This window comes from Roseibium sp. RKSG952 (genome assembly GCF_009711355.1).
Map to the genome: position 1 here is coordinate 51,714 of NZ_SMMF01000923.1, position 13,021 is coordinate 64,734.

Annotated in this window: 8 protein-coding genes; 7 read left to right on the plus strand and 1 reads right to left on the minus strand. The window is 56.7% G+C overall.

The features are described from left to right. The 4 genes from rpoB to E1297_RS22420 all read left to right on the plus strand — a co-directional run. Positions 1–1,770, plus strand: a 1,770-nt coding sequence (gene rpoB, locus E1297_RS50405; protein WP_244327853.1) for a DNA-directed RNA polymerase subunit beta, incomplete at its 5' end; no start/stop codon positions are given. 52 nt (positions 1,771–1,822) lie between these two features. After that, positions 1,823–6,064 carry a DNA-directed RNA polymerase subunit beta' gene (gene rpoC / locus E1297_RS22410; RefSeq protein ID WP_155142438.1) on the plus strand — a complete coding sequence of 1,414 codons (4,242 nt, stop codon included), beginning with the start codon at positions 1,823–1,825 and terminating at the stop codon, positions 6,062–6,064. A gap of 232 nt (positions 6,065–6,296) precedes the next feature. Then, on the plus strand, positions 6,297–7,676 hold the full coding sequence (locus E1297_RS22415; RefSeq protein WP_155142440.1) for an autotransporter outer membrane beta-barrel domain-containing protein: 1,380 nt from the start codon (positions 6,297–6,299) through the stop codon (positions 7,674–7,676). 205 nt (positions 7,677–7,881) lie between these two features. Continuing rightward, a complete protein-coding gene (locus E1297_RS22420; RefSeq protein ID WP_155142442.1) occupies positions 7,882–8,751 on the plus strand; it encodes a DMT family transporter in 870 nt (289 codons plus the stop codon). Here E1297_RS22420 and E1297_RS22425 read toward each other — a convergent pair. Beyond that, entirely contained in the window at positions 8,736–9,542 is an 807-nt protein-coding gene (locus tag E1297_RS22425) for a putative rhamnosyl transferase (protein ID WP_155142444.1), read from the minus strand. The genes E1297_RS22420 and E1297_RS22425 overlap by 16 nt on opposite strands. Positions 9,543–9,937: 395 nt before the next feature. On the opposite strand from E1297_RS22425, the gene rpsL reads away from it, so the two are divergent. From rpsL to fusA, 3 genes are read left to right on the plus strand one after another with little or no spacing between them, the layout of a single operon-like run. Further along, positions 9,938–10,309 carry a 30S ribosomal protein S12 gene (gene rpsL / locus E1297_RS22430; protein ID WP_005621086.1) on the plus strand — a complete coding sequence of 124 codons (372 nt, stop codon included), beginning with the start codon at positions 9,938–9,940 and terminating at the stop codon, positions 10,307–10,309. Between the two features lie 15 nt (positions 10,310–10,324). Beyond that, the gene (gene rpsG / locus E1297_RS22435; RefSeq protein WP_010441203.1) at positions 10,325–10,795 is read left to right on the plus strand and encodes a 30S ribosomal protein S7; all 471 of its coding nucleotides are present in this window, start codon (positions 10,325–10,327) and stop codon (positions 10,793–10,795) included. Between the two features lie 18 nt (positions 10,796–10,813). After that, the gene (gene fusA / locus E1297_RS22440; RefSeq protein WP_155142446.1) at positions 10,814–12,931 is read left to right on the plus strand and encodes an elongation factor G; all 2,118 of its coding nucleotides are present in this window, start codon (positions 10,814–10,816) and stop codon (positions 12,929–12,931) included. Positions 12,932–13,021 lie beyond the last annotated feature (90 nt).

The following is a 13,021-nucleotide window of genomic DNA, read 5'->3' on the forward strand; positions in this document are numbered from 1 at the left end:
ATCAAGGTGGGTGACACCGTCCAGAAGGGCGAAGTCATTGCCGACGGTCCGTCGACCGATATGGGTGAACTCGCTCTTGGTAAGAACGTGGTCGTCGCGTTCATGCCATGGAACGGTTACAACTACGAAGACTCGATCCTGATCTCAGAGCGTATCGCGCGGGACGACGTCTTTACCTCGGTCCATATCGAGGAATTTGAAGTCGCCGCCCGTGACACCAAGCTGGGCCCGGAAGAGATCACCCGCGACATCCCGAACGTCGGTGAAGAAGCGCTGCGCAACCTCGACGAGGCTGGCATCGTTTACATCGGTGCGGATGTTGAACCGGGCGATATTCTGGTCGGCAAGATCACTCCGAAGGGCGAAAGCCCGATGACCCCGGAAGAAAAGCTGCTGCGCGCCATCTTTGGTGAAAAAGCATCTGACGTGCGTGACACCTCGCTGCGCGTTAAGCCGGGCGATTACGGTACGGTCGTGGAAGTCCGCGTCTTCAACCGTCACGGCGTCGAGAAAGACGAGCGTGCGCTGCAGATCGAGCGTGAGGAAGTCGAACGTCTGGCCCGTGACCGGGACGACGAGCTGGCGATCCTTGACCGCAACATCTATGCGCGTCTGCAGGGTCTGATCCTGGGTAAAACCGCTGTCAAAGGCCCGAAAGGGGTCAAGGCAGGGTCGGTGATCACCGAGGAACTGCTGGAAACCCTGACCCGTGGTCAGTGGTGGCAACTGGCACTGGAAGGCGAGCAGGATGCACAGATCGTCGAGGCTCTGAACGAGCAGTACGAAGTGCAGAAGCGCGCTCTGGATGCCCGGTTCGAAGACAAGGTCGAAAAGGTCCGTCGTGGCGACGACCTGCCGCCGGGCGTGATGAAGATGGTCAAAGTCTTCATCGCCGTGAAGCGTAAGCTGCAGCCGGGCGATAAGATGGCCGGTCGTCACGGGAACAAAGGTGTGATCTCCAAGGTTGTTCCGATGGAAGACATGCCGTTCCTTGCCGATGGTACTCCTGTCGACTTCTGTCTGAACCCGCTGGGTGTGCCTTCGCGTATGAACGTCGGTCAGATCCTTGAAACCCACATGGGTTGGGCCGCGCGCGGTCTGGGTCTGAACATCGATGACGCTCTGGGTGAGTACCGCCGTTCCGGCGATCTGACCCCGGTGCGCGAAGCGATGAAGCTGGCCTATGGCGAGAACGTCTACGAAGAAGGCATCACCGGTCTGGACGAGGATGGCCTGATCGAGGCTGCGGGCAATGTGACCCGTGGTGTTCCGATCGCTACCCCGGTCTTCGACGGTGCCAAGGAAGCTGACGTCAACGACGCGCTGGTGCGTGCGGGATTCTCGGAGAGCGGTCAGTCGATTCTGTTCGATGGTCGTACCGGTGAGCAATTCGCACGTCCTGTGACCGTGGGCATCAAGTACCTGCTGAAACTGCACCACCTGGTGGACGACAAGATCCACGCGCGTTCGACCGGGCCGTACAGCCTGGTTACCCAGCAGCCGCTGGGTGGTAAGGCGCAGTTCGGTGGTCAGCGCTTTGGTGAGATGGAGGTCTGGGCTCTGGAAGCTTATGGCGCCGCCTACACCCTGCAGGAGATGCTCACCGTGAAATCGGATGACGTCGCTGGCCGGACCAAGGTCTATGAGTCGATCGTCAAGGGCGAGGATAACTTTGAAGCGGGCGTACCGGAATCGTTCAACGTTCTGGTTAAAGAAGTCCGTGGCCTCGGCCTGAATATGGAACTCCTGGATGCGGAGGTTGAGGAGTAAGGGCCTCGGCCCTTCCTCCCGTCCCCCCTTCCGCAAAATTTGAGGTATCAAAATGAACCAGGAAATCACCAATAACCCGTTCAACCCGCTGACACCGCCGAAAGTCTTTGACGAGATCAAGGTTTCGCTGGCCAGCCCTGAACGGATCCTGTCTTGGTCCTATGGTGAGATCAAGAAACCCGAAACCATCAACTACCGGACGTTCAAGCCCGAGCGAGACGGTCTGTTCTGCGCGCGTATCTTTGGCCCGATCAAAGACTACGAATGTCTGTGCGGCAAATATAAGCGGATGAAGTATCGCGGCGTTGTCTGCGAGAAATGCGGTGTGGAAGTCACCCTGCAGAAAGTCCGCCGTGAACGCATGGGCCACATCGAACTGGCCGCGCCTGTTGCACATATCTGGTTCCTGAAATCGCTGCCCAGCCGCATCGGTCTGATGCTGGACATGACGCTGCGCGATCTGGAACGCGTTCTGTACTTTGAAAACTATGTCGTCATCGAGCCCGGTCTGACTGACCTGACCTACGGCCAGATGCTGACCGAAGAAGAGTACATGGATGCGCAGGATGCCTATGGCATGGACGCGTTCACCGCCAATATCGGTGCTGAAGCCATCCGTGAGATGCTGGCCCAGATCGATCTGGAAGCCGAAGCCGAGCAGCTGCGCGCTGATCTGGCCGAAGCCACCGGTGAACTGAAGCCCAAGAAGATCATCAAGCGTCTGAAAGTTGTCGAATCCTTCCTCGAGTCGGGCAACCGGCCTGAGTGGATGGTGATGACCGTGATCCCGGTCATTCCGCCGGAACTGCGTCCGCTGGTTCCGCTGGACGGTGGCCGTTTTGCGACTTCGGATCTGAACGATCTGTATCGCCGCGTGATCAACCGGAACAACCGTCTGAAGCGTCTGATCGAACTGCGCGCGCCTGACATCATCGTCCGCAACGAAAAGCGGATGCTGCAGGAATCCGTGGATGCTCTGTTCGACAACGGCCGTCGTGGCCGCGTGATCACCGGCGCCAACAAGCGTCCGCTGAAATCGCTGTCGGACATGCTGAAAGGTAAGCAGGGTCGCTTCCGTCAGAACCTTCTGGGTAAGCGCGTCGACTTCTCGGGCCGTTCGGTCATTGTGACCGGTCCGGAACTCAAGCTGCACCAGTGTGGTCTGCCCAAGAAGATGGCGCTGGAACTGTTCAAGCCGTTCATCTACTCGCGCCTTGAAGCCAAGGGTCTGTCTTCGACTGTTAAGCAGGCGAAGAAACTGGTTGAGAAAGAGCGTCCCGAGGTGTGGGATATCCTCGACGAGGTGATCCGCGAACACCCTGTCATGCTGAACCGTGCGCCTACGCTGCACCGTCTTGGCATTCAGGCGTTCGAGCCGGTCCTGATCGAAGGTAAAGCCATTCAGCTGCACCCGCTGGTCTGTTCGGCCTTTAACGCTGACTTCGACGGTGACCAGATGGCTGTTCACGTTCCGCTGAGCCTTGAGGCGCAGTTGGAAGCCCGTGTTCTGATGATGTCGACGAACAACGTTCTGTCGCCTGCAAACGGCGCACCGATCATCGTTCCGTCGCAGGATATGATCCTGGGTCTCTACTATCTGACCCTGGAACGTGAAGGCATGCCGGGCGAAGGCAAAGTGTTCGGTTCGATCGACGAGGTCCAGCACGCGCTGGACGCGGGTGAAGTTCACCTGCACTCGAAGATCACTGCCCGGATCACTCAGATCGACGACGAAGGCAACGAAGTTCAGCAGCGTTTCGAGACCACTCCGGGCCGTGTGCGTCTGGGTGCTCTGCTGCCGATGAACAACAAGGCACCGTTCGAACTGGTCAACCGTCTGCTGCGTAAGAAAGAAGTGCAGCAGGTGATCGACACTGTCTACCGCTACTGCGGTCAGAAAGAGTCGGTCATCTTCTGTGACCAGATCATGTCGATGGGCTTCAAAGAAGCGTTCAAGGCCGGTATCTCGTTCGGTAAGGACGACATGGTCATCCCGGGCGACAAGTGGGGCATCGTTGATGACACCCGCGATCAGGTGAAGGATTTCGAACAACAGTACATGGACGGCCTGATCACTCAGGGTGAAAAGTACAACAAAGTTGTCGATGCCTGGTCGAAGTGTAACGACCGCGTCACCGAGGCGATGATGAGCACGATCTCTTCGTCGGATCGGGCAGAGGATGGCTCCGAGCAGGAACCAAACTCGGTCTACATGATGGCTCACTCGGGTGCGCGTGGCTCGGTTACTCAGATGAAACAGCTGGGCGGTATGCGCGGCCTGATGGCCAAGCCGAACGGCGACATCATCGAGACACCGATCATCTCGAACTTTAAAGAAGGTCTGACCGTTCTCGAGTACTTCAACTCGACGCACGGTGCCCGTAAGGGTCTGTCGGATACCGCTCTGAAGACGGCGAACTCGGGTTACCTGACCCGCCGTCTGGTGGACGTCGCACAGGACTGCATCGTTCGCGAGGTCGATTGTGGAACTGAGCGCGCGATCACAGCCGAAGCTGCAGTCAATGACGGTGAAGTCGTCGCTTCGCTGGCCGAGCGTGTGCTGGGCCGTGTGTCTGCCGATGACGTTCTGCGTCCGGGTACAGATGAGGTTCTGGTTGCTGCAGGTCAGCTGATCGATGAACGTATGGCCGACGCCATTGACGAGGCCGCCGTTGCGTCGATGCGCATCCGCTCGCCTCTGACCTGTGAGTCCGAGGAAGGCGTCTGTGCGACCTGCTACGGTCGTGACCTTGCACGCGGTACCATGGTGAACACGGGTGAGGCTGTCGGCATCATCGCCGCCCAGTCCATCGGTGAACCCGGTACGCAGCTGACGATGCGGACCTTCCACATCGGTGGTGTTGCGCAAGGTGGTCAGCAGTCGTTCCAGGAAGCCAGCCAGGACGGTGTTGTTTCGTTCGAGAACCCGCAGATCCTGGTCAATGCGGCAGGCGACAGCCTGGTAATGGGCCGGAACATGAAGCTGGTGATCAAGGACGAACACGGCGAAGAGCGTGCCAGCCACAAGCTGGGTTATGGTTCAAAGCTGTTCGTCAAGGACGGTACCAAAGTGGCCCGTGGCGACAAACTGTTCGAATGGGATCCCTACACCCTGCCGATCATCGCTGAGAAAGCCGGTACCGCAAAATACGTTGACCTTGTTTCGGGCCTTGCTGTCCGCGACGAGACCGACGAAGCAACCGGCATGACCCAGAAGATCGTGATCGACTGGCGCGCCGCCCCCAAAGGCAGCGACCTCAAGCCCGAGATCATTCTGGTTGGCGAAGATGGCGAGCCGGTCCGCAACGATGCGGGTAACCCGGTTCACTATCCGATGTCGGTGGATGCGATCCTGTCGGTCGAAGACGGTCAGCAGGTTGAAGCCGGTGACGTTGTTGCGCGTATCCCGCGTGAAGGCGCCAAGACCAAGGACATCACCGGTGGTCTGCCGCGTGTGGCCGAACTGTTCGAAGCCCGTCGTCCGAAAGATCACGCGATCATCGCAGAAGCCGATGGTTACGTACGCTTTGGCCGCGACTACAAGAACAAGCGCCGCATCAGCATCGAACCGGCTGACGAGTCCATGGAGACCATCGAGTACATGGTGCCCAAGGGCAAGCACATCCCGGTCGCCGAAGGGGACTTCATCCAGAAGGGTGAATATCTGATGGACGGTAACCCGGCTCCGCATGACATCCTGTCCATCATGGGTGTCGAAGCGCTGGCGGATTACATGATCGACGAAGTGCAGGACGTTTACCGTCTGCAGGGCGTGAAGATCAACGACAAGCACATCGAGGTCATTGTGCGTCAGATGCTGCAGAAGTGGGAGATCCTGGATTCAGGCGACACCACCCTGCTGAAAGGCGAACATGTCGACAAGCAAGAGTTCGACGCAGCCAACGAGAAGACCATCGCCCGCGGTGGTCGTCCGGCACAGGGCGAGCCGATCCTCTTGGGGATCACCAAGGCCTCGCTGCAAACGCGTTCGTTCATCTCGGCGGCGTCGTTCCAGGAAACCACTCGTGTACTGACCGAAGCTTCGGTTCAGGGCAAGAAAGACAAACTGGTTGGCCTGAAAGAGAACGTCATCGTTGGTCGCCTGATCCCCGCCGGTACCGGTGGCGCAACTCAAAGCGTCCGCCATATCGCGCAGTCGCGTGACAACGTGGTGATCGAAGCCCGCCGGGAAGAGGCCGAAGCGGCCGCTGCTCTGGCTGCTCCGATGATGGATGACGACATGGTCGGTGATGAGCTGGATGTTCTGGTAGAAACACCGGAAAGCCGCGAGTAATCGCTCTCCTATATGAACAAAGAAAGGCCCCGCGATTTCGCGGGGCCTTTTGATTTTAAGTCGACTGGATTGGCAAAACTCAATTGCTCTTGCCAGCCACATTTTTCTCGCAGGCCGAAGATTCAATTTAAGAAAGCAGCAGCTACAACACGCCTAAAAAAATGAAATGGGCAGGCATGGACTGGGTTCCTGTTGGATGCATATATTGAAATTATTTTTAAGGTAGAATCCAATGGCTTTAAACAGAACCGCTCCAAGACCTGCCTCAAAGACCAGCCTCGCCTTGGGTTTGGTTTTTGCGTGCGGGTTATCGCCGCAAATCCTGTCAGCTCAGAATGCTCCATGCGCATCGCTCGGGAGTCTGCGTTCTCTTACAACGACAGAAGATGGCAGTCAGTCGCTTTGGCTGTCCAGGACGACAGGCGGATCCAGGTTTGCTCTTGACGCAACTGCTTCGTCGACCCGCGTTGACACCTGGGTTGGGCAGGGGCTGCATATCTCAGCTTCTCCGGTTGTGGCTACTGGCGTAGCTGGCGCGCACACACTCTCCGAGATATCGGGTGATGGTGGAGATTGCGAGATCGCAACCACCAACCAACTGGCCCGTCCAGACCAGACATTGCCACCTGTTCCGATCCGCCCCGGTGGGGGTGGTACCGAACCTGATGGAGGGGGTGCTACCGGCGGTCAGCAACTGACCGAAAGTGCCATTATTGGCTTTTCCCCGATCCTGCTAGGGCGTTGGTCGATTACTGAGCGTTTGAACCGGCGTGCACTTGGCCCCTATGGTGCCGACAGCGCCGGTTCCGCTTCGACCAAAGAAGAAAGCCTTGCCTGGTTTGATGTGACCTACCTTCATGCAAACAACAACCAGTTTGGTCGAGGTGGTCGTGACAACAGCGCCCAGATTATCGTTGGGGCGGACTTGTGGCAGAGTGGGGCTGTAAAGGTTGGTTTTGCAGGTGGTTTTGAATCAACTGACACTGACTCGTTCAACAACACAGTTTCTGCGGATGCCAACAGCTATTTCATAGGTCCGTATCTGGGGTGGAGACCGGACGAATATACGCTGGTGGATATCTGGCTTGGATATGCCAACCGAAAATTCAAAAACGGCATAGCTGCCTATCGGTCGTCATTTGACGCAGACCGGTTCTTTGTTGATGCCAACATCACCAGACGTATCAATAGCGGCAACTATTCGATATTCCCGAAGCTTGGCATCTTTTACGCAAACGACGACATGCCTACGCATCAATACTCGAATGGGACCTCAACATTTACGGTCACCAGCCATAATGCTGAGACTTTGATTACCCGATTGGCGGTTGATATCTGGCGTGACCCAATCATTGGCTCGAACGGCTTGCAATGGCTACCCTTTATGAGTGCCGGGGTTGATTGGTATGCTGAGCAGCCCGGAGACAGGCGTGTGCTGAGCAATGACATGACCATCGACAGCACCGGAGATGTCATTGGATCGCTTTCGGCTGGTACGGATATTTTGACTGAAAATGGTGGTCGTTGGACTACCAAAGTGACCTATGATGGCATCGGGCTGAGTGGATACAATGAGGTCGAGGTCGAACTTGCTTTCAACTTTGACTTTTAAGCGCAGGTGAACGGGCTCAGAAGTGCGTCGGCCTGAATGGATGTATTGCGGATGGACGGTAACCTGGCGTGCAGGCCGAGTGTTGGCGGTTTGGACAGTGAGGCATTGACGGGGGTGACCCAGTAAATTGTTGCTTGGACCAGTTGACATTGCGTCTGCTGGTTGAGCCAATGGCCAGATTGATTTCAGGCCGGACCAGATTGATATGACCCCAAATGTTAAGGGCGCCTTGCTGATGGTGGGAAGCATGGCAGCTTTTACCGTGAATGATACACTGGTTAAGGTTGCCTTGCAGGAATTGCCGCTGTTTCAGCTTGTCGCTATTCGCGGCGCGTTAGCCACAATTCTGATCTATGTACTTGCCCGATTTTTGGGATCGCTGCACCTGAATTTCCCGCACCATGACAGATGGCTGGTGGCGTTGCGGTGTCTGGCGGAACTGTCAGCGACTTTCTTCTTTCTGACGGCGTTAAAAAGCATGCCGCTGGCTAATGTGACAGCGGTACTGCAGGCATTACCTTTAACCGTCACTCTGGGTGCGGCTCTGTTTTTCTCGGAACATATTGGGTGGCGGCGTATCCTGGCGATTGTCCTTGGGTTCGTAGGCATGTTGTTGATCGTACGGCCCGGACCAGAAGGTTTTAGTGTATTTTCGCTGTATGCACTGGTTGCGGTGGCGTCAGTCACCGTGCGGGATCTGATTACGCGGCGTATGTCAGCTGAGGTGCCGTCGATGGTTGTTACGCTTGCGACATCACTTTCGATCACCGCTGCTGCGGCAATCGCATCGATATTGGAAGGCTGGGTTCCAGTTTCGGCAGGCGCCGGAATGTTGGTCGCGTCGGCGGCGATCTTTGTGCTGATGGGATACCTGTTCAGCGTTATGGTGATGCGGGTAGGGGACGTGGGTTTTGTAGCACCCTTCAGATACTCAAGCCTGATCTGGGCATTGGGACTGGGATGGTTGGTGTTCGACGAATGGCCTGATCAGATCACGATGCTTGGAGCGGTGCTGGTTGTTGCCGCCGGTTTGTTCACCCTGTTCCGCGAACGAACCCATCAAGCAACGGAGTGAACCTGTCTGACGTAGTCCTGATCGATGGCAAAGCGCGCGATGAATTCACCTTCGAGTTCCGGATCCAGCGGTGTCATCTCGATCTTGCTGTTCCGGGTATTGGGTGAGTCGTTGAACTGGTTCAGCGTGCGCACCCACATCGGCGCGTCCGGATAACTGACGACTGGCATCGAGTTGCCAATTCTGTGGTGGGTGAAGTTCATGATCGTCAGCGGGCAACCACCGCGCACATACATGCCAAATGCAACGCCCAACAAATGCCGAAACACTTTCTTGGCCTGCACCCCTTCTGGTCCAAACCGGGCCAGAAACCCGTGATTGTAGTCGATGGCAACAGATCGGTTTTCAGCCATCAACCCTTTGCACTCTTCCGCTGCTATGCGCAACCGCTCGACGAAATCAACCGATACGGCATCATCATCGTCGTGCCGAAACTGCAGACAGGGCTGATTGAAATCATCCCTGGCGGCGTTAAGTATCTCTTTCATGACCTTGCGATGGCGTTCAGGCTGCCGCTTTATGATCTGAACCTGTTTCATTCCGGTGGTGAGATCATGCAGGCGATCCAGTGCAGGTTTAGGCAGGCAGTCACCGATTACGATTAGCAACTGATAGTCTTCGTCTGTTTGTTCGCGGAAACAGGGCAGGGTGGTTGCCTCGAACAGGCGAAACCGCTCTTCCAGTCTCTCCGGGCTATAGAGGTACTGCCGTCGTTCCTCGATCGTATCATGCTCAATCTGGAAACCACCGAGGGCAGGATAGGAGAAGCGGCACAAACCGATGACTTGCATGTCTAATCCGTAAAGAACGTAGTTGTGGCGACTATGCCTCTGCCTCGTCAGACCCGCAACTGGCTGTTGGAATTGAAACTGCACTGGGGCTTTGATAGATCATCGCAATCCGGATAGCCGACAGCGCAGCGGGTGTGCTGTTGACAGTCGGGCCGACTCCCCCTATTACGCGCGACATCTCGGTGCCGGGGGCCGCCCCACAACCGATTCCAGTAATGAACTGGTCAAGGCCCGGACAATTTTGTCGTTCGCGCCCTCTGATAAACAACCGCGACGTTCACCTCGGAATGGGAACGTCGCGGGTTTTGCGCTTGTGGACGCATAAGTGCAGCGAATTTAACCGCACGCAATGCGCGTGCATGTCATGTGTGTTGCAAAACGGGGAAGAAACCGGAATGCCAACTATTCAGCAGCTGATCCGCAAGCCGCGGCAGCCCAAAGTAAAACGCTCGAAGTCCATGCACCTGGAGCAGTGCCCGCAGAAGCGCGGCGTTTGCACCCGCGTGTACACCACCACACCGAAGAAGCCGAACTCGGCTATGCGTAAGGTTGCCAAGGTGCGCCTGACCAACGGGTTCGAGGTCATCTCGTACATCCCGGGTGAAAGCCACAACCTGCAGGAACACTCGGTTGTTCTGATCCGTGGCGGCCGTGTAAAAGACCTTCCCGGTGTGCGTTACCACATCCTGCGCGGTGTTCTGGATACTCAGGGCGTCAAAGATCGTAAGCAACGTCGTTCGAAATACGGCGCGAAGCGTCCCAAGTAAGAAGGAGAGGCTGATATGTCACGTCGTCACGCCGCCGAAAAACGCGAAGTCCTGCCTGACGCCAAATTTGGCGACAAGGTACTGACCAAATTCATGAACAACCTGATGATCGACGGCAAGAAGTCGGTCGCAGAGCGCATCGTTTACAACGCCTTTGATCGCGTTGAGAACAAGGTAAAGCGCGCTCCTGTCGAAGTGTTCCACGAAGCGCTCGACAACATCAAACCGTCGGTTGAGGTTCGCTCGCGCCGGGTTGGTGGTGCAACCTATCAGGTTCCGGTCGAAGTGCGCCCCGAGCGCCGCGAAGCACTGGCCATCCGTTGGCTGATCACCGCTGCGCGCGGCCGCAATGAAAACACCATGGAAGAACGCCTCGCCGGTGAGCTGCTGGACGCTGTACAGTCCCGCGGTACTGCCGTGAAGAAGCGCGAAGACACCCACAAGATGGCCGAGGCGAACAAAGCCTTCAGCCACTACCGTTGGTAATTCAGAGGCTTATCAAAAATGGCACGCGAATATCCGCTCGAACTATACCGTAACTTCGGTATCATGGCGCACATCGACGCAGGTAAGACTACCTGCTCGGAGCGTATCCTGTATTACACTGGTAAATCCCACAACATCGGTGAGGTGCACGATGGTGCAGCCACTATGGACTGGATGGAGCAGGAGCAGGAACGCGGCATCACCATCACTTCGGCTGCGACCACCACTTTCTGGGAGCGCACCGAAGACGGTCAGACCGCCGAAACTCCTAAGCACCGCCTGAACATCATCGACACCCCCGGCCACGTTGACTTCACCATCGAAGTTGAGCGTTCGCTGGCGGTTCTCGACGGTGCCGTCTGCGTTCTGGACGCAAACGCCGGTGTTGAGCCCCAAACCGAAACCGTGTGGCGTCAGGCAGACCGCTACAAGGTTCCGCGTATGGTTTTCGTCAACAAAATGGACAAGATCGGCGCAGACTTCTTCAACTGCGTCAACATGATCGAAGACCGCACCGGCGCGCGCGCTGTTCCGGTTGGTATTCCGATCGGTGCCGAGTCAGAGCTGGAAGGCCTGATCGACCTGGTCACCATGGAAGAGTGGCTGTGGCAGGGCGAAGATCTGGGCGCAAGCTGGATCAAAGCTCCGATCCGCGACAGCTTGAAAGACATGGCTGACGAATGGCGCGGCAAGATGATCGAAGCGGCCGTCGAAATGGACGACGACGCGATGATGGAATACCTGGAAGGCAATGAGCCCGACGTTCCAACCCTGCGCGCCCTGCTGCGTAAAGGTACCCTGGAAATCGCGTTCGTTCCGGTTCTGGGTGGTTCGGCGTTCAAGAACAAAGGCGTTCAGCCTCTGCTCAACGCTGTGATCGACTATCTGCCCAGCCCGCTGGACGTTGTTGATTACATGGGCTTCAAGCCCGGCGACGAGGAAGAAGTTCGTGACATCGCCCGTCGTGCAGACGACGACATGGCCTTCTCGGGCTTGGCGTTCAAAATCATGAACGACCCCTTCGTTGGCTCGCTGACCTTTACCCGGATCTACTCGGGCACCATGAACAAGGGTGACTCGATCCTGAACTCGACCAAAGGTAAAAAAGAGCGCATCGGTCGTATGATGATGATGCACTCGAATAACCGGGAAGAGATCGAAGAAGCGTTTGCAGGCGACATCATCGCGCTGGCAGGTCTGAAAGACACCACCACCGGTGACACCCTGTGTGATGCGAAGGATCCAGTGGTTCTGGAAACCATGACCTTCCCCGATCCGGTGATCGAGATCGCGGTAGAGCCCAAAACCAAGGGCGACCAAGAGAAGATGTCCCAGGGTCTGGCCCGTCTGGCCGCCGAAGACCCGTCCTTCCGTGTGGAAACCGACCTGGAATCGGGTCAGACCATCATGAAGGGCATGGGCGAGCTTCACCTGGACATCCTGGTTGACCGTCTGAAGCGTGAGTTCAAGGTTGAAGCGAACATCGGTGCACCGCAGGTGGCCTATCGTGAAACCATCTCGATGCCTGTCGAACACACCTACACCCACAAGAAACAGTCGGGTGGTTCGGGTCAGTTCGGTGAGGTTAAACTCGAGATCACTCCGACCGAGCCGGGCGAAGGTTACTCGTTCGAAAGCCGCATCGTTGGTGGTGCCGTTCCGAAGGAATACATCCCGGGTGTTGAAAAAGGCATCCAGTCTGTCATGGACAGCGGCCCTCTGGCCGGCTTCCCCGTGATCGACTTCAAGGTTGCCCTGCTGGACGGTAAGTTCCACGATGTTGACTCGAGCGTTCTGGCATTCGAAATCGCAGCCCGTATGTGTATGCGTGAAGGCATGCGCAAAGCTGGCGCGAAGCTGCTGGAACCGATCATGAAGGTCGAAGTGATCACTCCGGAAGAATACACCGGCGGTATCATCGGCGACCTGACCTCGCGTCGTGGCCAGGTGTCTGGTCAGGAACCGCGCGGCAACGCGATCGCGATCGACGCGTTCGTTCCGCTGGCGAACATGTTCGGCTACATCAACACTCTGCGTTCGATGTCGTCGGGCCGTGCCCAGTTCACCATGCAGTTCGACCACTACGATCCGGTTCCGCAGAACATCTCGGACGAGATCCAGGCGAAATACGCATAAGCGAAGATTTGAGGGAGCTCGGTTAACGGGCTCCCTTCATTACCGAAAAAGGAGGCCATCATGGCAAAGGAAAAGTTTGAGCGTACAAAA